At 41.4% G+C, this 18703-nt stretch carries 25 protein-coding genes; 15 read left to right on the top strand and 10 right to left on the bottom strand.

Features of this window, described 5'->3' with window-relative positions:
- Nucleotides 1-63: 63 nt before the first annotated feature.
- From NKMY2_RS07425 to NKMY2_RS07415, 3 genes are read left to right on the top strand one after another with little or no spacing between them, the layout of a single operon-like run.
- Nucleotides 64-465, top strand: coding sequence for a DUF2203 domain-containing protein (locus NKMY2_RS07425; protein ID WP_042686745.1), 402 nt, complete (start codon nucleotides 64-66; stop codon nucleotides 463-465).
- Nucleotides 466-484: 19 nt separating this feature from the next.
- On the top strand, nucleotides 485-1387 hold the full coding sequence (locus NKMY2_RS07420) for a prenyltransferase (protein WP_076613409.1): 903 nt from the start codon (nucleotides 485-487) through the stop codon (nucleotides 1385-1387).
- A 24-nt stretch (nucleotides 1388-1411) separates the two neighbouring features.
- Complete coding sequence (locus NKMY2_RS07415; RefSeq protein ID WP_042686596.1) at nucleotides 1412-2512, top strand: aldo/keto reductase; 1101 nt, start codon at nucleotides 1412-1414, stop codon at nucleotides 2510-2512.
- On the opposite strand, the gene NKMY2_RS07410 is transcribed toward NKMY2_RS07415, so the two are convergent.
- Nucleotides 2509-3204: a hypothetical protein gene (locus NKMY2_RS07410; protein ID WP_157832489.1), complete on the bottom strand. Its 696-nt coding sequence runs from the start codon at nucleotides 3202-3204 to the stop codon at nucleotides 2509-2511. The genes NKMY2_RS07415 and NKMY2_RS07410 overlap by 4 nt on opposite strands.
- 143 nt (nucleotides 3205-3347) lie before the next feature.
- Between NKMY2_RS07410 and NKMY2_RS07405 the strand changes: the two genes are divergently transcribed.
- A complete protein-coding gene (locus NKMY2_RS07405) occupies nucleotides 3348-4259 on the top strand; it encodes a tRNA dihydrouridine synthase (RefSeq protein WP_052347612.1) in 912 nt (303 codons plus the stop codon).
- 48 nt (nucleotides 4260-4307) lie between these two features.
- Nucleotides 4308-4454, top strand: a complete 147-nt coding sequence (locus tag NKMY2_RS07400) for a YHS domain-containing protein (protein ID WP_042686592.1) — start codon at nucleotides 4308-4310, stop codon at nucleotides 4452-4454.
- On the opposite strand, the gene NKMY2_RS07395 is transcribed toward NKMY2_RS07400, so the two are convergent.
- Nucleotides 4451-5395, bottom strand: coding sequence for an asparagine synthase-related protein (locus tag NKMY2_RS07395; protein WP_238549801.1), 945 nt, complete (start codon nucleotides 5393-5395; stop codon nucleotides 4451-4453). The genes NKMY2_RS07400 and NKMY2_RS07395 overlap by 4 nt on opposite strands.
- Before the next feature lie 142 nt (nucleotides 5396-5537).
- On the opposite strand from NKMY2_RS07395, the gene NKMY2_RS07390 reads away from it, so the two are divergent.
- Nucleotides 5538-5954, top strand: a complete 417-nt coding sequence (locus NKMY2_RS07390; RefSeq protein WP_042686590.1) for a transcriptional regulator — start codon at nucleotides 5538-5540, stop codon at nucleotides 5952-5954.
- Here NKMY2_RS07390 and NKMY2_RS07385 read toward each other — a convergent pair.
- Complete coding sequence (locus NKMY2_RS07385) at nucleotides 5951-6259, bottom strand: AlbA family DNA/RNA-binding protein (protein ID WP_042686735.1); 309 nt, start codon at nucleotides 6257-6259, stop codon at nucleotides 5951-5953. The genes NKMY2_RS07390 and NKMY2_RS07385 overlap by 4 nt on opposite strands.
- Nucleotides 6260-6320: 61 nt before the next feature.
- Complete coding sequence (locus NKMY2_RS07380; RefSeq protein WP_042686588.1) at nucleotides 6321-6824, bottom strand: DNA-directed RNA polymerase subunit K; 504 nt, start codon at nucleotides 6822-6824, stop codon at nucleotides 6321-6323.
- 51 nt (nucleotides 6825-6875) lie between these two features.
- On the opposite strand from NKMY2_RS07380, the gene NKMY2_RS07375 reads away from it, so the two are divergent.
- The gene (locus NKMY2_RS07375; RefSeq protein ID WP_042686586.1) at nucleotides 6876-7262 is read left to right on the top strand and encodes a cyclophilin-like fold protein; all 387 of its coding nucleotides are present in this window, start codon (nucleotides 6876-6878) and stop codon (nucleotides 7260-7262) included.
- On the opposite strand, the gene NKMY2_RS07370 is transcribed toward NKMY2_RS07375, so the two are convergent.
- Nucleotides 7247-7561, bottom strand: a complete 315-nt coding sequence (locus NKMY2_RS07370) for a winged helix-turn-helix transcriptional regulator (RefSeq protein WP_042686584.1) — start codon at nucleotides 7559-7561, stop codon at nucleotides 7247-7249. The genes NKMY2_RS07375 and NKMY2_RS07370 overlap by 16 nt on opposite strands.
- A 144-nt stretch (nucleotides 7562-7705) precedes the next feature.
- On the opposite strand from NKMY2_RS07370, the gene NKMY2_RS07365 reads away from it, so the two are divergent.
- The gene (locus NKMY2_RS07365) at nucleotides 7706-8077 is read left to right on the top strand and encodes a hypothetical protein (protein ID WP_042686582.1); all 372 of its coding nucleotides are present in this window, start codon (nucleotides 7706-7708) and stop codon (nucleotides 8075-8077) included.
- Nucleotides 8078-8107: 30 nt separating this feature from the next.
- Here the strand turns inward: NKMY2_RS07365 and NKMY2_RS07360 are convergent, their stop codons facing one another.
- Nucleotides 8108-8491, bottom strand: a complete 384-nt coding sequence (locus NKMY2_RS07360; RefSeq protein ID WP_042686580.1) for a response regulator — start codon at nucleotides 8489-8491, stop codon at nucleotides 8108-8110.
- Between the two features lie 107 nt (nucleotides 8492-8598).
- Nucleotides 8599-9471: a CBS domain-containing protein gene (locus NKMY2_RS07355; protein ID WP_042686578.1), complete on the bottom strand. Its 873-nt coding sequence runs from the start codon at nucleotides 9469-9471 to the stop codon at nucleotides 8599-8601.
- A 161-nt stretch (nucleotides 9472-9632) separates the two neighbouring features.
- On the opposite strand from NKMY2_RS07355, the gene NKMY2_RS07350 reads away from it, so the two are divergent.
- A complete protein-coding gene (locus NKMY2_RS07350; protein ID WP_042686577.1) occupies nucleotides 9633-9845 on the top strand; it encodes a hypothetical protein in 213 nt (70 codons plus the stop codon).
- A gap of 410 nt (nucleotides 9846-10255) precedes the next feature.
- On the opposite strand, the gene NKMY2_RS10900 is transcribed toward NKMY2_RS07350, so the two are convergent.
- Nucleotides 10256-10420 (bottom strand): hypothetical protein, encoded by a 165-nt coding sequence (locus NKMY2_RS10900; protein ID WP_177316530.1) that lies wholly within the window; start codon nucleotides 10418-10420, stop codon nucleotides 10256-10258.
- Between the two features lie 638 nt (nucleotides 10421-11058).
- On the opposite strand from NKMY2_RS10900, the gene NKMY2_RS07345 reads away from it, so the two are divergent.
- The 6 genes from NKMY2_RS07345 (at nucleotide 11059) to NKMY2_RS07320 (ending at nucleotide 16476) form a co-directional block, all read left to right on the top strand.
- Nucleotides 11059-11394, top strand: coding sequence for a hypothetical protein (locus NKMY2_RS07345; protein ID WP_042686733.1), 336 nt, complete (start codon nucleotides 11059-11061; stop codon nucleotides 11392-11394).
- A gap of 98 nt (nucleotides 11395-11492) precedes the next feature.
- Nucleotides 11493-12434, top strand: coding sequence for a sensor histidine kinase (locus NKMY2_RS07340; RefSeq protein ID WP_052347597.1), 942 nt, complete (start codon nucleotides 11493-11495; stop codon nucleotides 12432-12434).
- Between the two features lie 134 nt (nucleotides 12435-12568).
- Nucleotides 12569-14455, top strand: a complete 1887-nt coding sequence (locus NKMY2_RS07335) for a threonine--tRNA ligase (RefSeq protein WP_042686728.1) — start codon at nucleotides 12569-12571, stop codon at nucleotides 14453-14455.
- A 61-nt stretch (nucleotides 14456-14516) separates the two neighbouring features.
- The gene (locus NKMY2_RS07330; RefSeq protein WP_052347595.1) at nucleotides 14517-14951 is read left to right on the top strand and encodes a response regulator; all 435 of its coding nucleotides are present in this window, start codon (nucleotides 14517-14519) and stop codon (nucleotides 14949-14951) included.
- A 48-nt stretch (nucleotides 14952-14999) separates the two neighbouring features.
- On the top strand, nucleotides 15000-15866 hold the full coding sequence (gene speB, locus NKMY2_RS07325) for an agmatinase (RefSeq protein WP_042686575.1): 867 nt from the start codon (nucleotides 15000-15002) through the stop codon (nucleotides 15864-15866).
- 28 nt (nucleotides 15867-15894) lie between these two features.
- Nucleotides 15895-16476, top strand: coding sequence for a CDP-alcohol phosphatidyltransferase family protein (locus NKMY2_RS07320; protein WP_042686573.1), 582 nt, complete (start codon nucleotides 15895-15897; stop codon nucleotides 16474-16476).
- Here NKMY2_RS07320 and NKMY2_RS07315 read toward each other — a convergent pair.
- Together NKMY2_RS07315 and NKMY2_RS07310 are read right to left on the bottom strand one after the other, a co-directional pair.
- Nucleotides 16473-16760: a 30S ribosomal protein S26e gene (locus tag NKMY2_RS07315; RefSeq protein WP_042686723.1), complete on the bottom strand. Its 288-nt coding sequence runs from the start codon at nucleotides 16758-16760 to the stop codon at nucleotides 16473-16475. The two genes, NKMY2_RS07320 and NKMY2_RS07315, sit on opposite strands and share 4 nt — an antisense overlap.
- A gap of 81 nt (nucleotides 16761-16841) precedes the next feature.
- Nucleotides 16842-18599 (bottom strand): HAMP domain-containing protein, encoded by a 1758-nt coding sequence (locus NKMY2_RS07310; protein WP_042686721.1) that lies wholly within the window; start codon nucleotides 18597-18599, stop codon nucleotides 16842-16844.
- Nucleotides 18600-18703 lie beyond the last annotated feature (104 nt).

The following is an 18703-nucleotide window of genomic DNA, read 5'->3' as shown; positions in this document are numbered from 1 at the left end:
GTAATAAAATTTGCATCTGAAATGACAAAAATGCTTTTAATGGCATCGATTTACAGTCAAATCATGTTCTCGTATTTTACCATAGCAACTGCTAACGCTGTACTGCCTCAAGTAATTGAAAAATTCAAGAACCTTCAAAAGAAAAAACAAGAAATCCTAAAACTGGAGGCTGAAATGAACGCGCAAATGTCCGCATCGTTTAACTTTGCAGACTATGTGGTCCTGAAGCAAAATCTCAATTCTGCAATTACAAGATTTTACGAGGCAATCGAAGATCTGGAAAACACGGGCGTCGTCCTAAAGAGCGTCGAGGAGGGACTGCTTGACTTTCCATCAAAGAGGTTCGATGAGGAGGTCTGGCTCTGCTGGAAGGAGGGTGAAAAGGAGATAAAGTTCTGGCACGAAAAGGACGTTGGCTTTATGGGCCGCAAGCCGCTTGATGTAAGCGATGAATCTTTAGTATAGGCGCCTGCAATAATTTGATATGAACATATCTGTCTGGCTTCGCGTAATTCGAATCAAATTTCTTTTGGCGTCTGTAATTGCAGTGTCACTCGGGCTTGCCATGTCATACTGGCACACTGGGAGACTGGATGTGATGCATTCTGTCATCACAATGGCCGGTGTAATCTCCTTGCACGCAAGTGTTGATCTTCTAAATGACTTTTGGGACTACAAACGAGGAATCGACACCATTACAAAACGAACAAAATTCAGCGGTGGAACCGGTGTCCTACCAGAAGGATTGCTCAAGCCGTCTCACGTGTATATGGCAGGTATTGCGTTTTTAATTCTCGGCTCGCTTGCCGGACTGTACTTTATTGTCATTTACGGCTGGATTATTGCAGTAATACTTGGCTTTGCAATTTTGTCAATCTACTTTTACTCTACAAAAATAGTTGACTCTGGCCTTGGAGAAATATTTGTTGGAATAAAGGGCACCATGATAGTACTTGGCACGTATTTCATACAGACGCAGCAAATCACTCCGTCAAGCATGTTAGGCGGGATAGTCGTCGGCGCTTTATCCTCACTAGTCCTGTACATTACGTCATTTCCCGACCTTGATGCGGACAAGCAAAAGGGAAGAAAAACACTTGTCATAATGCTTGGCAAAAAAAGAGCATCAAATGTTTTTTGGGCATTTCCATTTGTCAGTTACGGAATAATCGTATCTGGAGTCATACTGCACTTGTTTCCTGTTTTTTGCCTGATGTCCCTTGCAACAATCCCACTCATGATGAAATCTGGACTGAATTTACGAAGGCATTTTGACGATTCCGACAAGTTTGTCTCCGTAATGAAATCTGCCCTGCTCTTTAGCAGAATAACTGGTGCGCTTTTTGTAATCGGGTTTTTGGTTGGCATCATAGCAAACAACAATTAAATCGCACAATCTTAGATTTATCACATGATTTCTGGATGTGCCACGCCCGAGGGAACGAAAAAGTTTGCCGCAAAATATGGCGCGGTATCTGACAATTATGTGCTTGCGCAAGGCCTTGCTTTATCGAACGTCGGAATCGGCACGTACCTTGGAACTCCTGACTCCCAGACAGATCTTTTGGTAATTGACGCAATAAAAAAATCCGTCCTTGCAGGAATCAACGTAATTGACACTGCCATAAACTACCGGGCGCAAAAGGCAGAGCGCGCAGTGGGAACCGCAATATCTGATTTAATTCAAGATGGAAAAATTACGCGCGACTCGATATTTGTAAGCACAAAAAACGGTTATGTGACAAACGACGGCGACATCAAAGAAGACTTTTGGGCATACGTGCAAAGAGAATACGCAAAGCCTGGAATCGTAAAGCCAAACGACATCTCGTCTGGATATCACTGTATGACTATACCCTACCTTGAGGACCAGCTAAACCGTAGCCTCAAAAACCTTGGACTGGAATGCGTCGACCTGATTTACCTGCACAACTCAATTGAAGGGCAAATCCAAGACATTTCAAAAGAACAATTCATGAAAAACCTGAAAGACGTGATTAGTCTATACGAGCAGAAACGAAAAGAAGGGAAAATCAAATACTATGGAATGGCAACATGGGAGTGCTTTAGGGTTCCAAAGGAAAACCCCCAACATCTTTCCATTTTAGACGTGTTGCAAATTGCCAAGGAGATAGGTGGGGAGAATCACGGATTCAGATTCATCCAGCTCCCGTACAATCTGTATCTTGATCAGGCGCTCATGCTAAAAAATCAACCATCAAACGGGGCAGATGTTTCGATTCTTGAAGCAGCGCAAAGCAACGGGATTGGTGTTTTTACAAGCGTTCCGCTAATGCAGGGCAAGCTGCTTTCGCCCGGCGTGCTTCCCGATTACATTGATCTCAAGCCGTCCCTCAAATGCCTTCAGTTTATACGCTCCACTCCCGGCGTTTTAGCTCCGCTCGTCGGGCAAAAAACCCCATCACATGTTGAGGAAAATTTGGAAATTATGAAAATTCCGCCGCTTAAACAAGACGAGTTTTACTCATTGTTAAAAAAACTGACGTCCTAAGTCTTCACCTTTACCTTTCCACCCAAGTCAAGAATTGAGCTTGAGATATTTGGAATGGTTCTCTCCAATTCTAAAATGACGCCTTCCCTATCAAAGACCTGAACTTTTATGTATTCACTAGTTGCCGGCCTGTCCTTATCTGCATAAACCACAACAAGATTTGCAATTTCGTTATTCTGCAAGAATTTATTCGAGTCTTGATTGATCACCCAGTAAAAGAAGGCGCTAGTCGTATCTGGTTTTTCAGAATCAGTCAATGGGTTTACCTTGATGAGGCCTTTTTCTTTTGCAGCCTTCATCGCCTCATTTACCGAGTTGTAGGATTCCCCAATTAATGCCCCAGAATAGATGTTGTCATACGTGATTATGTGGCTTGAGTCCTTGATTATCTTGTATGTCACGTGGAGGAATTCCGGATCCAGGTTGACAAAACTGTCTGCTGTGACAGTAACTGGGGTTGCAGTGGTGGTGACCCTGTTTTCTGTTATCTGGGTGGTTCCAATCATTTTCCCAATTACTTTTACCGCAACTGATGACTTTGTCACTGATTTTTCCAAGACGTCCTTTACTGCCTCACTTGATGAAAAACCCGCACTCATAATGGTACCTGTCAGAGCTATCGTAATTAGCGCAAAAGTAGCTAGCGCGGCATGGTGCCAAAATACCATGCCCCTATGTTTTGTAAAGTTCAATGTTTTTTCTGCAAATGATCTGACTATCTTTTATAGTATGTTTGAGCTGAACGAATAACCTGATTTCTTTTATATATTATTGAAATTTTTCACACTCTGTGAGTGACCTGCCAAAATTCTCTAGCCGAGTATTTCTGGCTCCGATGGCAGGAGTCAGCGATCCTGCACTGCGACTGTTGTGCAAGGAAATGGGCGCAGGCCTAGTTGTGAGCGAGCTGACAAGCATACATGCCATAATCGCAAAGGAAAAACAACTACAGGTGGAAAATAAAAAGATAAGCGAATTCATCGAATTTTCGGAAAAAGAGCGACCCTTGTCGGTGCAGCTCTTTGGCTCGGATCTTGAGGCGTTGGCAAAAGCCGCAAAAATAGTCGAGCCGTTTTTTGACATAATTGATTACAATATGGGGTGCCCAGCACCGCACATCACACAACAAATGGCAGGAGGGGCACTACTCCAAAACATAGACTTGACGCAAAAGATCTTCAAAACGCTGGTCTCATCTGTAAAAAAACCGGTGACACTCAAGATGCGCGCAGGCGTAAATGACCAGTATCTGTTTAAGGATATTGCAAGCGTGGCACAAAAGGAGGGAATTAAAATGATAACCCTTCACGCTAGAACTGTACGTCAGGGATATTCTGGAAAATCAGACTGGACTTTAATTAAGGAATTAAAGGAAATGGTTGACATCCCAATTGTTGGCAATGGTGACGTCACAAGCCCGGAGCTTGCAAAGGCAATGATTGATGAAACCGGCTGTGACTATGTGATGGTTGGCAGGGGTGCAATGGGAAATCCGTTTCTGTTCAGACAGATAAACGACTATCTGAAATCCGGAAGTTATCAGGAATATTCTGCAAAGCATCGGCTTGAAATGTTTTTGAAATATGCTGATTTTGCGATAAACTATAACATAAAATTTTCAAATATTCGGCAGCAGGCAATGCGCTTTACCAAGGGAATAATGCACGCGGCAAAACTGCGACCACAAATCATGCTTGCAAAAACAGTCGATGATCTAAAATCCATAATTGTCGAAGCATCCTACTGATCACCTGATCTGCATTATGTATAAATAGAAAAATTGTTAGGCCTAGTTATGCCAGTGGATCCCGTCTGCGGAATTGAAATGGATGAAAGCCTAGCGGTGGTATATGAATATGAAGAAAAGAAATATTTTTTCTGCTGTAACGGGTGCAGGCGCATCTTCAAAAAGAAGCCAAAAAAATGGAAGAAAAATACCTAGAGTGGAAACCTTCCACACATTCTACAGAATTTTGAGTCTTCCTCAATACTGTGTCTGCAGTCAGGACACGTGATGCCTGAATCGCCGGTTTTAGGCTCGTTATACCTGCGATAAATTTCATAATACTGGAGAGATTCTTTGGTCCTAATTATCACGCCGTCTTTGTCTTTGATTTTTTTTGCCTTTTCATTAAATATGGGATCTGGAATCGCGCTATTGAAAAACTCAGTAAGGCTTTGGGTTCCAGCACCGTCCTGCATGGGAGATTTTTGCCTCCACGTGATCGCATTTGGTATTTTCCCCTCAAATGCCTTCCTTAGAATCCACTTGCCAAATTTCTTGCCGCCCTCTTCGTGCACTTTGAGATCTGCAGGTATTGTTTTTGCAAATTCTACTACCTCTTTGTTGCAAAACGGTGACACTACGTCTATTCCAAGCGCCTTTCCTATTTTCTGTGACGGAAAGTGCATGATTCTGCCAATCCTTTTCAGGTCTGATTCAAGTTCGTCTGCGCTTTTGTTTAGTAGGAAGTTATATCCTGCAAAGATCTCGTCTGCTCCGTCCCCAGTCATTACCTTGCTAAATCCAAGTTCTTTTGCAACAGACAATGCAAGGTACATTACAACGTTGTTCCGTATTTCGATATCGTTAAAGTTCTTTAGAATTTTTATGGTCTCTTCGATTCCAGAATAGATCTCGTCTGTCCCGCAGAATCTGATGTTTAGTGGGAGGTTGAACTTGCTTGCAGCAAGCTGGCAATACGTCAGATCGTTTGCAAGAAAGTCTTTTGCTATTATTGATACGGTGCCGATTTTTCTATCTCTAAGAAAGTATGCCAAAATGGTGCTATCCAGCCCGCCTGATAGCGACAAACAGTCTGTGCTGCTTTGCAAAACTGCTTTTTCTATGATTTGATAAGTTTGGCTGATGACTTGGCTCACATTTTTTTTTGTATGATAAACAAATTAAGCTTTGAGTAGCGAAATTAGCTTCAGCTATTTTTTGCATGAAATTAATTTGCCTGACGTGATTTGATTTTGTACATTGTTAACTTTAAATAGATTGTAGACCGATTTTCCATCGTTGTTACTTCCTGCAGAAATCGAATCAAAAACACTAATTCCAGCGTTACGTGCGATTTTGGCAAAAAAGCTTGCCGAAGAGCACCAAATCAGAGAGGACGAAATCTCAAAAATGCTAGGGGTAACGCAGGCTGCAATAAGCAACTACATTCGAGGAACACGCGGTGATCCAAAACTCATTCAGAAACTCATAGCCGACGAACAGGTGTCTCAACTGATAAACACCCTAAGTGATAGCCTTGCATCCGATATGGCGTACACCCCGTCCAGCCTTGCAAAATTCATCAGTCTTTGCAATTACATAAAATCAAGTCTTTTGATTTGTGAGATTCACCACAACTTGGAATCAAACATTGACGAAGCAGTGTGCAAAGAATGTGAAAACATGTTGCTAAAGGGGCCTGGCAGTATTTACTAGTTCTTGATAATAGAAATTTCTATTGTGGATAGCATTCTCTTTCCAAACGCATCTGTGTTTTCGCTGTCAAGTGTTATGCGCTCTATGGACGCTGCATTGTGAAGCATTTTTTCCACGATGATGTTTGCAATTGCAACTGCACTTGGGATTGTGTTTCCCTTTGCCTTTAGCAGTCCCTTTCCATGTTTGTTGATTAGCATAAAGACGTCAAGTGCGGCAGGCATTATCGGTTCGTTTCTTACATAGAACACGTGGGGCTGATCAGTTTGCTTTGCGGGCTCTGTGTTTTGCTTTGTCTCTTCCATGCTGATCATTCCATTTTTTCAAAAAATGTAGTTCTTTTAAGTTTTGTCGACGATTTGTCCATTAATTGAAAAAGTCAATTGGAATGTTTTGGTAATCGCCGTTTGGCAGTTTTCGTCTAATAACAATTGGAATTACTCGATCTTCGAGTTCTTTTAGTGCTATGTCAAGCGATGTTCTGGCATTTGCTGGGATTGTTATGAATGGCGGTGCTCCTAATGACAACTGTAATGCTCGCGCGCCTAGAATTCTTGCCTTCTCAAATCTTGTTAGTGTTGGTGGGCCGATTGCTATCTTGCCTTTTCCTGCAAGTGGAATTTCTATGGCATCGTGAACTGGATCTGTGTCAACTATTTCCCGCTGCTCCATCTCCTTTACCTTTTTGTCTAGCTCGACTCGTTCATCATCTGTTAGTTCTTTGGTCTCGAAGATTTTTTTGTATGCTGCCACCGCGTCTTCCATTGAGGTGTCTTCTGCAGCCTCTTCTACGCCAACTGGCCTTGCAAACTCTGGTTCCTCTTCAACCTCTTCGGTAATCTCAACTTCGGCTTCTTCAGGATCTGACAATTGAAAAAATTCTCTAATACGGTTATATATTCATACGCCAAAGCGACGGGGATGAGTGCTGGCTCTGTATCGAGTTTTCAGCTAATTATTGAGATTAGGGGCAAATCCAAGTTAACTTGTGATCTAAAGCGTCATCTGTCGCCAAAAACTGTCAGCTCAATACTGCGATCATTGCCGCTTGAAGGCAATGCTCACTTTCTTGGGCAAAACATTGTGTATTTTGAGACCATGATAAACTCAGGGGTGGAAAGACAAAGAAAGGAATTCAAAAAAGGCGACATTGCGTTTTCTCCAGCGGGTGGAAGCATCTGTTTTTTCTTATCTGATGTGATATTGACAAAATCCATGACTCCTATTGGGAAAATTACTTCTGATGTTGGGATGCTAAGTGATGTAAAATCAGGAGACGTGATTGCGGTTTCTCAGGCAGTTAGCTGATAAATCCAGTGTCCGCTAAATCCGCCAGCTCTTTTGAGTGTGCCTTTTTTTGTCAGACTCACAAGGCATGCGTTTGCGGCAGAAATTTTGACACCTGTTTGTTTTGCAAGCTCTTGAACTGTGATGTAGTTATTTGATTTGATTAATTTTAGCGCTTGATCCTCATTTACTATGACCGTGATCTCTGCTTTCTTTTCGGTCTTTTCCTGCTTTTTGTCTTTCTTGCCTTTGGACTCTTTCTTTTCGTCGGTTTGAGATTTGTCCATCTGCGCTGGAGATTTCTTCTTTGATCCGCCCATGTTTTACTGCAAAATTATTCCATTTATAAACGAATGACGTGTTGTGAATCTCAGTCTTGTGGGCAAGAAAACTGTTTGCGTTTATTTTACAAACGCCACTTAGTATATGACAATCATGTAATATCGATATTGGCCAGACGGTATTTGGATCGCAAAACAAAGGAGCGATTTAAACGGTTAGCTCGTGACAGTGAGTTTGACAAGTACATTACTGAAAAGGGTCCGAAAATCCCAGAATTTGAGGATACTCTGTCATCAAAGAGAATGATCTTCCTACAAGATCTGTATGCTGATCCAAAATCGGTTAGCGACGTTATCAATGAACAGATGAACGAATTGTGTCGTACTGCAGAAGAAACAAGTCAGTACATTAAACTTGTCAATGATCATCTTGGCAAGCAGCAGTTACGTGTAGATGATCTAAAGGAAATGCAAAAAACATTTGAGACTCAGATGCGGGATCTGGCATCAAAAGAACCGTCGGAAAAAAAGAAAAACACGTTAGAGGAACCTTAGAAAGGCCAGTATTTCACAATTGGGATTTGATTAAACTCTCGCATGTCTGCTAAGGATCACGTTCATTCTTGCGCTGTCAAATGGTTTTAAGACATAGTCTAACGCGCCAAGCTTCATTGCATCCTGAACTATGTGGTTCTTTGCACTTGACGAAACCATGATTACTTTGGCGTCTGGGTCTATTTTCTTTATGGCGCGCAACGCTTGTATCCCGTCTGCCTTTGGCATCAACACGTCCATGGTCACCAGATACGGTCGATACTCTTTGTATTTCATCACTGCCTCTATCCCATCTGCAGCCTCAATAATTTTGGTGGTGATTCTTGCGGATTCAATTATTTTTCTTAATGCTTTTCTCATAAATGACGCATCGTCTACTATCATTATGATGGGCTCGTCATCTTCTTCGCTCATTACTATGGATTTTCACTAATAAGCGGAATTATGCACTAGTGTGTTTGAAACAAACAAAAGGTCGTAAATCTGGTTCCTTGATTGCTATTTTATAATGCGCCTGCAAATCACGTGTCTTTTGCCAGTGCAAGCAGTATGTTTCTCTTGCTGATAATTCCAAGCAGCGTATTACTTTCATCGCTTATCCCAAGACTGTCTATTCTTTTTTCCAAGATTACCTTTGCCGCATCCACCATGTCAACAGACGGACCTGTTGTGATTATTCCGGGAGTCATTATTTCTCCTGCAATTTGGGAGCCGACAAAGCCAGTCTCTGACCACAATCCATCCTTTTCTAAATAATTGGCAATGCTTGACTGCACTATGCTTAGCTTGTTTGTCTCTATTGTCAAATTGAACAGGTCTCCAGCTGTAATCATTCCGACCGGTTTTTTATCATCATCTGTTATCACTACACGCGATATGTCAAAAGCTATCATCTTTTTAATCAGTTCGTACACCCTGTCGTTTATTCCAGCCGAAAAATAACTAATTGTCATATAATCTGACACTTTGCTAGTGTCATGCTGCCTTGTTATGTAGTATTTTATGAGGTCTGACTTTGTTATTATGCCTGCTAGATTTTCTTTACTCCCAACTCCGAGGGTGCCTATCTTGTTGAGAAGCATGAGCTGGGCAGCCTGTTGACATGTTAGTCCTTTATTCACAAAGCAGATGTTGTTCATCAATTCGGTGGCAAGAATTTGATTCAGGTTTCTGCCACTTTTATCAATGTACAAAAATCTTATGATGTCTTTGTCTGTAACTACTCCGACCGGTTTTGCATCATCGTAAATGAAAATCTTGCTTATCTTGTTCATTGAAAGGCAAGATATGATATCTTGAAGAGTATTGTCTTTTTGCAGTTTTATGATGTCAGTATTTGCAATGTCTGATACGCCGTCATCGCAGATTATCTGTGCACGTCTAGCTGTTTTCAATAAATTTTTAATAAAATTCGTAATTTTATCCAATAGTTAGTTTACTATGAACAAACATGGGGATTTGCTAGTATTGTGAAAGATAACCGTGCGGCAATTCAAGGTAAGGTTTGCCTCAAAATCGGTTTCAACTATAAATATCATTAATTGGGCATACCAGTATGGGAATTGTTTCAAAAGGAGCAAAATGTAATGTTGATGGCTGTAGCAACGACGGAGCTCGCTCAATTAACACCTCAAAAGTAGAAAGCGCAGGATTGCGAGTAGCGTCTTCTGGAAAACACACCGTACTTTGCAAAGAGCACTATAAAGAATGGAAAAAGGAAACTAAAGAAGACCGAGATATCGAACGAGCGAGATTTAGCAGGTTTTAGAGCCGCTTTATCTTGGCCTGTTTTTGTTTTTCTAATTTATGTTGAAAATATGATCTAGGCAACAGAGCTGTTTTTTTTAATCGCTCTATCTCTTTTACAGAAAGCGCAGTATTCATCTGACGAATTGCGGCTAATCGGAGTTAAACAATCATGACAGTACTTCATGCTCATCATAGGTCAAACCAAGTATATTAAGAAATTATGAGTTTAGGCGACAACTAAGTGTAAAAAGAGCGTTTTAGAATCTAACATCCTTTGATTCTTTGTTTTAATCTGATTTCTTCTCAGATTCGAGTGTGCTTGCGTCGTCAGGCGATTTCTTGCTACAAGAACAAGACTTCAGTTTTGCAATTATCTTACTTAGCATGTCTGATCCGGATTTTCACGTACATATAAGTCAGGTTTGATCTTTACCAGAGGCTTCCTTCGCTGTTGTTTGGATCCATTTTCTTAACGGGTAAGTTTCCGTGTGCTTTTTTCATGTGTCTTTTTAGACGTTCTGGGTCGGGCAGTTCTAGTCCACAATTTTTGCACTTTGTTTCATTTGCATCTGTCTTTTTTTTGAACAAGCCCATTTCCTATTGGTTGAAAACTTGGTGTTATTATTATTTCTGAAAGGTCGATAAGGGGGTTTTCAAACGGCTCAAAACAGGGCACGTGTCTTTTAAGCGATTAGGAGGCTAATTGGTAATTTCGAGTGCACATTGTATTGAGCAGACTCGTTTATTGAATATATTTTCATATTCCCTGCCGCAATGGATGCATTTTCGAAAACTCATGGAACCAATATGCGTTCATCGCTTATAAAATTAATTTAACCATGTTCTGCTAACTTGTCACGACCCAAGCACGACAAAGTTTTCACATTTTAAATAGCTCAGCGACCTATTTGGTCATGGAAAAAGACACGCTTGAAGAATATTCCAAGAAAAACTCCTAAGGATATTGAAAAGGTGCCCAAAATTATTTAGTGAATTTACTAAACTTTGGACTTGATTTTGTTTGTAAAGGCTAACGTTCTGTATGATGATTTGGGTATCGACAAGTAGCACCGCCTATTCAAGACCATAAATTTGAATCCTGACTACCTAGGTGGCATCATCAGGCAAAAGTCCTTTGGCAACGAATGCCTGAAAACAGATGTATCTATCAATACCGCTTAAACCAAACTGCCAATAGACTCTTAAAAATAAACGATCATGATCTTATAGGCTTGAAAATAACCGACAACGTAAACCCAAATAGAATCAATCGTCGACCAGATAAGACATTCAAACTTCTTTCGGGTATGTTTGTAGAACAAGGAATTACCATAAAACTAATCGAATTACGTCAATTTGTGGAAAAAACAGACGAGAAGTTAGGACCTTACTCCCTTATCACCTCATTCGTTGATACTGACAAAGGCCAAGTTGAGATGATATATGACGAGGGATTCCGTGGGGAAAACGCTTTGGAGAGGGCGGCAACCTTTATCTTAAATAACCTGGGCCTGTCGGGGATAATTCTGCGCTCTATCATTTATCTAAACCAAGAACTGGAAAAATAGGTAGTAATGCACGCGCTTCCTACTTGAAAAGTTAAGATTATTCGTTTGTAAAAAACAGACAAATCTTCATAGTTTTACCAATTGAAAGTATTTCTGTAATGTCTGGAGTTAATCCGTATTTTTTCATAAAAGAGGTCCCGACCGAGGATCTCGTAAAGATCTTGGCGCAAAAAATAAAGGAATTAAAGTCTGAAAAAGACACAACTGCAAATCTGAACTTACAATTGCAAAATACCGTAAAAGAGCTAAAAAACACGCAAGGCGAATTGCTTCGTAATAGAAAAATGCTACAAGACGAGGTCAAGCAAAAAACCGAGGATCTGCTAAACCTTGAGAGAGTATCATTGTTGGGAAACTTTACGGCAAGAGCGGCACATGATCTGAACAACCCACTGTCCATTATCAAGAACTCGTCACAAATTTTACGTATAAATCTGGACAAACACCTAGATGAGAAATCCAAGGCACAGTGGTCGCGGCTTGATCGTGCGGTTGCAAGAATGTCGCATCAAATTGACAATGTTCTCGGTTTTGTAAAACCGCCCACATTGGAAAGAAAAAAACACGTAATTGCAAGTATTTTATCAGACGTGCTGGAAAGAATGGAGATTCCAAGTAACATTGAGGTTCATCCGCCGCTTGTGGGCTCGACAATTTATTGTGATTATGAACAAATTGAGATAGTTTTTGTAAATCTGTTGACAAATGCTATTCAGGCAATTGGCAGCAATAACGGTTCAATTGATATCACAATATCTGACGACCCTGATCCGAAATACGTGCAAATCATGGTTCGGGATTCTGGATGCGGCGTGCCGCCAAACATGTCAGATAAACTGTTTGAGCCGTTTTTTACAATAAAACAAACTGGGACCGGATTGGGCTTGGTCAGCTGCAAGAGCATAGTCAAAGAACACGGTGGTTACATAGACATAGATAGCACTTTTGGCAAAGGAACTACGATCAAGATCAGGCTTCCAAAAGAATCCGAATTTGACAGTATGTATCTTGGCAGCCAAGAAAGGGCGTTAAAAAATTGAAACTCATAAAACATCCGCATCCAAAAGCCTTTTAGCAAAAAATATGGCGAAATCTCAGATATTTCCGATCCGTTCTGTTGATCTGCGATAATTTCACAAAACATTTAATTCAATAATGCCGTTTGTTTGAATTTGTGCGCATACTCCAATTACACTGTGACAGTATAGAATTTACCCCGACAAAAAAGGAAATCAAGTCCGCCGAGGATATCGTTCCAGAATCAAAAAAACTAGACGAAGTGGTAGTTGCCTTTGTTGCGATGGAGCAAGGAGATGATTCCCAGACTGCAAAAAAGGCAATTGTGGAAATAACTGCCTCAATGGACAAGGTCGGATGTAAGAAATTACTGCTATATCCATACGCGCACCTAAGCTCAAACCTTGCATCCCCGAGTCTGGCACTAAGCCTGCTAAAAGAAATGGAATCCCTTGCAGTGGGCTATGATGTGTCGCATGCCCCATTTGGATGGACCAAATCTTACAACGTCAAGGTAAAGGGACACCCGTTGGCAGAAAGCTCAAAGACCATCGTCAACGAATCTGTGGGGGAAATGCATTCCCACGAAGGCCACACGCACGATGAGGGCCATACGTCTGATGCGCTCAAGTCCGAGTCAAAAATCCAGTCCTTTTGGTACATCATGACACCAGAGGGGGAAATGCACGAAGTTGGCAAGTTTAATTTTGCAAAACATGAAAAATTAGAAATATTATCCAAGTACGAATCTGCAAAGAAGAGAGCAGTCGACGAACCCCCACCACATGTAAAGCTAATGAAAAAAATGGCAATTGCAGACTACGAACCCGCATCTGATTCTGGCAACATGCGATTTTATCCAAATGGCAGACTTATCAAATCACTTCTTGAGCGATTCGTAAATGATCAAGTAAAAGAGTATGGTGGCCTTGAGGTAGAAACCCCAATCATGTATGACTCACACCATCCAAGCATGGAGAGTTACTTTAACCGATTTCCCGCACGACAGTACAACATCAATACCGAAGGAAAGCAGCTGTTCTTGCGATTTGCGGCGTGTTTTGGGCAATTCCTCATGGCAAATGATTTCCAAATATCTTATCGCAACATGCCTCTAAAACTGTACGAGCTTACAAGATACAGCTTTAGGCGAGAGCAGTCAGGCGAGCTTGTTGGTCTGCGACGATTACGGGCATTTACGATGCCTGATTGCCATGCGTTTTGCACCGACATACCGCAGGCAGTAGAAGAGATGACAAAACGATTTGAACTGTCTCGAAATGTCCTCAAACAAGTCGGAATAAACGAATCTGACTATGAGATGGCAATTCGATTTACAGAGGAATTCTACAACGAACACAAGTCGGTAATTCACAATCTCGTCAAAAAGCTTGGCAAGCCAGTACTTGTCGAAATGTGGAAGGAGAGATTCTTTTATTTTGTATTGAAATGGGAATTCAATTATGTTGACAGTCTTGGAAAGGCGTCTGCACTGTCTACTGATCAAATCGATGTTGAAAACGGTATGCGATACGGAATCAAATATTTTGACGAAAACAACGTCCCACACCATCCGATAATCCTGCACAATTCGCCAAGCGGTGCCATTGAGCGAGTAATCTATGTCCTTCTTGAAAAGGCGGCATTAGATCAAAAAGAGGGCAGAAAGGCAAGTCTCCCACTGTGGCTTGCCCCGACACAGGTGCGAATCATTCCACTAAAGGAAGAATTTCTACAACACTGTGAGGCCCTTGCAGACAGGTTGACTAAGCAAGACATTCGAGTAGATATTGACGACCGAAACGAAACCATTGGAAAAAGAGTACGCGAATCAGAAACCGAATGGATAAGGTACAGCCTTGTGATTGGGGAAAAAGAAGTAAATCAGCCAAATCTTTCCGTCCGAGACAGGATTTCGGGTAACGTTACAGAGATACCGTTTGACGATTTTGTTGCAGATATCAGAGAACAAACAAAGGAAAAACCGTTTACAAGACTAAATCTGTCAAGATACATGACAAAACGACCACAGATAATGGTCTAGCCGTGTTTGTTTAAAACAAACAAGTCAAAACAGAATAACAAATCCCACATAAAACATTCGTATGATGATTTTGGTTGCAGAGGACAGTCAGGCATACGCCTTGCTATACCAGAAAATATTTGAATCCAGAGGCCACACGGTGGTAATAACAAATGACGGCCTTGAATGCCTCACTGCATATGCAAATGAGGCAAAGGCAAGAAAAAACAACACGACACACCCGTATGATGCAGTGATACTTGATTATGAGATGCCTAAAAAGAACGGCTTTGAAACTGCAAGAGAAATTCTAAACATCACGCCGAGTCAAAAGATTTTGTTCATTACCGCATTTGGCGACGAAATTCTGACAAAGATGGACTTTAAGGGGTCAAACGTCGGATTGATTCAAAAGCCGTTTAATTCGATAGACCTGATAAACAAAGTTGAGGGGCTCACACAATTAGACGGCGGCATAAAGTACCAACCATCTGCAAAACTATTCTCAGATTCCTGAATTCCTATTAATTTATTTTCTAGTGGTTTTGAGTATTTGTGAGAAGAATTGAGTTACCGTGATCTGTATCTGAGCAAATCCCCCCTGATAATTAGCCCAAGCGAAGACAGTGATCCCGCTGCAATCATCTACGGAATACCGTTTGATTCCACCCACTCGTACAAGCCCGGAACCAGATTCGGGCCTGATGCGATACGCGACGCGTTTAACAATATTGAGATTTTTCATCCCCAGTTTCAAATCGACTTGGCATCTGTAAACATTCAGGATCTTGGAAACATACATCATACTGTAAACGTTGAAGAGATGACTGAGATGGTCAACAAGCTAACTGGCGAGCTGATCAAAAAAGACAAGCTTTTGGTAATTCTGGGCGGCGAGCACTCCCTTACGTACGGCACATACACTGCATTCCCAAAAGACACAGGCTACATTGTATTTGATGCCCATTTTGACCTTAGGTCCGAATATGCAGGAGTGCGACTCAGCCATGCCGCATATCTGAGACGAGTTGTGGAAAAAAATGGTGCGGAGAACATCATTCATGTCGGGGCCCGCTCTTTTGTAGGTGAAGAACTCGCATTTCTAAAAGAACACAAAATCAAAACAATCACAGAAAGAGACATTCGAGATGGAAAAGGCCCAAAACTGGTAAACGATATGCTGTCCACGTTCAAAAAAACATACGTGAGTGTCGACCTTGATGTGCTTGATCCTGCATTTGCGCCAGGAGTTGGAAATCCTGAGGCCGTGGGAATCACATCGCGTGAGCTGTTTGACATGATATATGCCATGGAAGGACACAAAATAGCATGCCTAGACGTGGTAGAGTTAAACCCCACGTATGATACAGGTGCGACTGCATCCCTTGCGGCAAAACTAATCTCGACAATGATTGCTATGAATATTAAATAGAATCATTTGGTATGATCAGGAAACATAAATGCTAAACAATTTCCGAGAGTCGTTAAAACCCCATCTTGAAAAAATCGGCAAAGGCTTTGCCTCTACTGGACTTTCGCCTAATTTTTGGACATCCATCGGGCTTGGGTTTGCATTCTTGGCATCAATCGCATATGGACTGAATTTGCAGTATCCTCACTATGCCGCAATAGCCGGAGGTGTTCTCTTGCTTGTTTCGGGATTTTTTGATGTGGTAGATGGCCAAGTTGCCAGATTCACTAAAAAGACTTCAAAGCGGGGGGGCTTTCTTGATTCGGTATTTGACAAAATAGCTGAGGTTTCAATATTTTTGGGAATTTTAGTTGGAAATTTTACGGAGCCGTATTTGGTATTTTTGGCAATCACTTTGTCCCTTCTTGTAAGCTATTCTCGTTCCAGAGCAGAGTCGTTAGGAGTAAAACTCCAAGGAATAGGAATAGGCGAACGGGCAGAAAGGCTGCTTGTAATTGCGTTAATTGGAATGATTGGCCTTATGCCTTATGCTGTGGTGATAGTGATAATTATTGCGGCAATAACGTTTATTCAAAGAATAATTGTTACTTCAAAAAACATTCAGGATTAACGGAGTCTTCCCGTCTGTCTTCTTGATGATGCTGATCTGATTTTCAATATGCCAAAGTGAATTGCGCATGATATGCAGTACCATTTTAGAACTGATGGTGATGCAATGTATGCCCCCTGGGCTCTTAGCTCTTTTGCAAGCGAGTGTTCAACTAGGCTCAGTCTTGATGTGACTTTCTTTGCTTTGTCTTTTGGCACTGTTGCGCCACAGTTTGTGCACTGGATTCGGTCTGACGAACCTTTTCCGCCCTTTCGTCTTCCTCTACTTGCACGCTTTAGTGGCATGGAAATCCTGTAAACTGCCTCTTTATAATCTTGGTGCGTTTTTGCCACACTCAAATCAGATAAAGTGATTGTTTTGTAAGATCAATCTGTCTTTTGTTTTACCAAATAGACACCGAGCTTGTTTTCCAAGTCGATGTCGTACTCGGTGATTTTTTCAAAACTGTATCCCTTTACGTCCTTTATCTTGTTGTACAACGACTCCCCCATGATCAACGTGTTTGGGCTTGCAAGTGTGTTTATTTTTGCGCACGTGTTAACTGTTGCACCAAATATGTCATCAATTGTAGATGTGGCAACTATGGCTACTCTGACTGGACCAAATGTCGCGCTTATCCTGTAACTTACCTCTGGAAGCCTTTCAAGCGTCATTCTTTCATTTATTTTGACTCTTGATTCTAGCATATCCATGGAGCATTTTAGCATGTTTTCAAACGGTTCCATGTCATCAGTGTCTGTTTTTGGGAAATAATACAATAATGCGTCCCCGATGTTCTTTACTACCACCCCACCGTACTGAGTGACTATTGTTGCCATGGAATTGAGAAATATGGAGTAAAACTTGCTTGTCTCAAGGTCTGACAGCTTGGCAGTAAGTTTGGTGGAGCTTACAATATCGACAAAACACACGCAGTAGTTGGAACTGTATTCTGAGAATTGGAGAAGTATGTTTTTTTGCTGCTTGATTATGTCTTCACGCTCTGTGATTTTAATTAACGAGTCCTGAATCTTTTCAGCCATCTGATCAAATGATTGTGATAGCTCCCCGATTTCGTCCCTAGTTGAAATGTTTGTCCTCACGTCAAAATCCCCACCTGCGATTTTATTTGCCGCGTTTCTAAGCTTGATTATTGGCCTTGAAATCAATTTTGACAAAAAGAACGCAGCTGCGCCTACGACAATGGTCATGACAATTCCAAGAACTATGATCTTTTCTTGCAAGCTTTTGACTGGCTGAAAGACTTCGTTATCGTCGATTTCTACAAGAAGTACAAGGCCCAAATCATACATGCAGTTTGAGCTTCCAAGGATGACTTCCTGCCGGTAATCCAGATACTGTCCGTGAAAGTTTTTCTTGTTGTCAAAACACTCGCTTACTGACGGTGTATCAACGATTTGATGAAATGGTGCACCTTCTATGAATCTCGACTCTGTGATCATCATTTTGTTTTTGTTTACCAAGTATGCTTCACCAGTATTCCCAAGCCCGAACCTGTTTAGCAAAATCTGATCAATTGATTGCGTGTTTGCAGTAACAATGGCAATTCCGATTGGCTCTGTATCTTTTGGCTTGTCAAAAATTGGAGTGACTGTCACCAACTTCCGCTTGCCGTCTTTTCCAAGTATTATCTCTGCATATGGCTCCATTACTCCTTTTACGAATTTTTCATCGGTCAGAAAGTTCTTTTTGTTTTTGACGTTGATCAGTAAGAACAAGTCCTTGCCGTTTTTGCCGATGATTTCCACGTTTTCAAGCTCGTTTAAGCCGCCGATGGTAGTCTCAAATGCTTGAATCTGAATAAGAAAGTCTATTCTTTTCTCAGATATTTTCGCACTCAGCACAGAGTCATCATCAATGGCGTTAAGTTCGTTGATGAGGTTTCTTATCATCGGGTCGGTTCCAATCACCTGTATTTGCTGCAGTCTTGAGTTGAACAGGCTTCTGACCGAGTCTCCCCGGATTGTGGATTCGCTGAGCAGTTGGTCCATTATCCTTTCCTCGAGTATGATGTTTGAATAATGAAATGACAGTACTATCGTTACCCCGATTCCTATAACAGATACAAATATGGCCAAAGTGACCAGTTTTTTATCAAGCGTAAGAGAATTTGAAAACCGCATGACTTTTTCCAAGCGTGTCAGAATATCTCCTTTTCTCAAATTTTCAATCGGGATTTATGCTAGTGGGTGCTACATGATGCTATGCGAGGACTGTGTCATGTCTG

The organism is Candidatus Nitrosotenuis chungbukensis (genome assembly GCF_000685395.1).
In the GTDB taxonomy this organism is placed as follows: Archaea; Thermoproteota; Nitrososphaeria; order Nitrososphaerales; family Nitrosopumilaceae; genus Nitrosotenuis; species Nitrosotenuis chungbukensis.
The sequence above is the reverse complement of the archived record's forward strand: the minus strand, read 5'-3'. Positions and strand labels throughout refer to the sequence as shown.

What these genes read in the sequence shown, in the direction of transcription:
- NKMY2_RS07370 (WP_042686584.1), bottom strand. Translation starts at nt 7,561, where the DNA reads ATGGGCGGATCAAAGAAGAAATCTCCAGCGCAGATGGACAAATCTCAA.
- NKMY2_RS07315 (WP_042686723.1), bottom strand. Translation starts at nt 16,760, where the DNA reads ATGCCACTAAAGCGTGCAAGTAGAGGAAGACGAAAGGGCGGAAAAGGT.
- NKMY2_RS07360 (WP_042686580.1), bottom strand. Translation starts at nt 8,491, where the DNA reads ATGAGCGAAGAAGATGACGAGCCCATCATAATGATAGTAGACGATGCG.
- NKMY2_RS07310 (WP_042686721.1), bottom strand. Translation starts at nt 18,599, where the DNA reads ATGCGGTTTTCAAATTCTCTTACGCTTGATAAAAAACTGGTCACTTTG.
- NKMY2_RS07375 (WP_042686586.1), top strand. Translation starts at nt 6,876, where the DNA reads ATGAGTGCTGGCTCTGTATCGAGTTTTCAGCTAATTATTGAGATTAGG.
- NKMY2_RS07320 (WP_042686573.1), top strand. Translation starts at nt 15,895, where the DNA reads ATGCTAAACAATTTCCGAGAGTCGTTAAAACCCCATCTTGAAAAAATC.
- NKMY2_RS07350 (WP_042686577.1), top strand. Translation starts at nt 9,633, where the DNA reads ATGGGAATTGTTTCAAAAGGAGCAAAATGTAATGTTGATGGCTGTAGC.
- NKMY2_RS07330 (WP_052347595.1), top strand. Translation starts at nt 14,517, where the DNA reads ATGATGATTTTGGTTGCAGAGGACAGTCAGGCATACGCCTTGCTATAC.
- NKMY2_RS07405 (WP_052347612.1), top strand. Translation starts at nt 3,348, where the DNA reads ATGGCAGGAGTCAGCGATCCTGCACTGCGACTGTTGTGCAAGGAAATG.
- NKMY2_RS07385 (WP_042686735.1), bottom strand. Translation starts at nt 6,259, where the DNA reads ATGGAAGAGACAAAGCAAAACACAGAGCCCGCAAAGCAAACTGATCAG.
- NKMY2_RS07425 (WP_042686745.1), top strand. Translation starts at nt 64, where the DNA reads ATGTTCTCGTATTTTACCATAGCAACTGCTAACGCTGTACTGCCTCAA.
- NKMY2_RS07420 (WP_076613409.1), top strand. Translation starts at nt 485, where the DNA reads ATGAACATATCTGTCTGGCTTCGCGTAATTCGAATCAAATTTCTTTTG.
- NKMY2_RS07400 (WP_042686592.1), top strand. Translation starts at nt 4,308, where the DNA reads ATGCCAGTGGATCCCGTCTGCGGAATTGAAATGGATGAAAGCCTAGCG.
- NKMY2_RS10900 (WP_177316530.1), bottom strand. Translation starts at nt 10,420, where the DNA reads ATGGGCTTGTTCAAAAAAAAGACAGATGCAAATGAAACAAAGTGCAAA.
- NKMY2_RS07415 (WP_042686596.1), top strand. Translation starts at nt 1,412, where the DNA reads ATGATTTCTGGATGTGCCACGCCCGAGGGAACGAAAAAGTTTGCCGCA.
- NKMY2_RS07340 (WP_052347597.1), top strand. Translation starts at nt 11,493, where the DNA reads ATGTCTGGAGTTAATCCGTATTTTTTCATAAAAGAGGTCCCGACCGAG.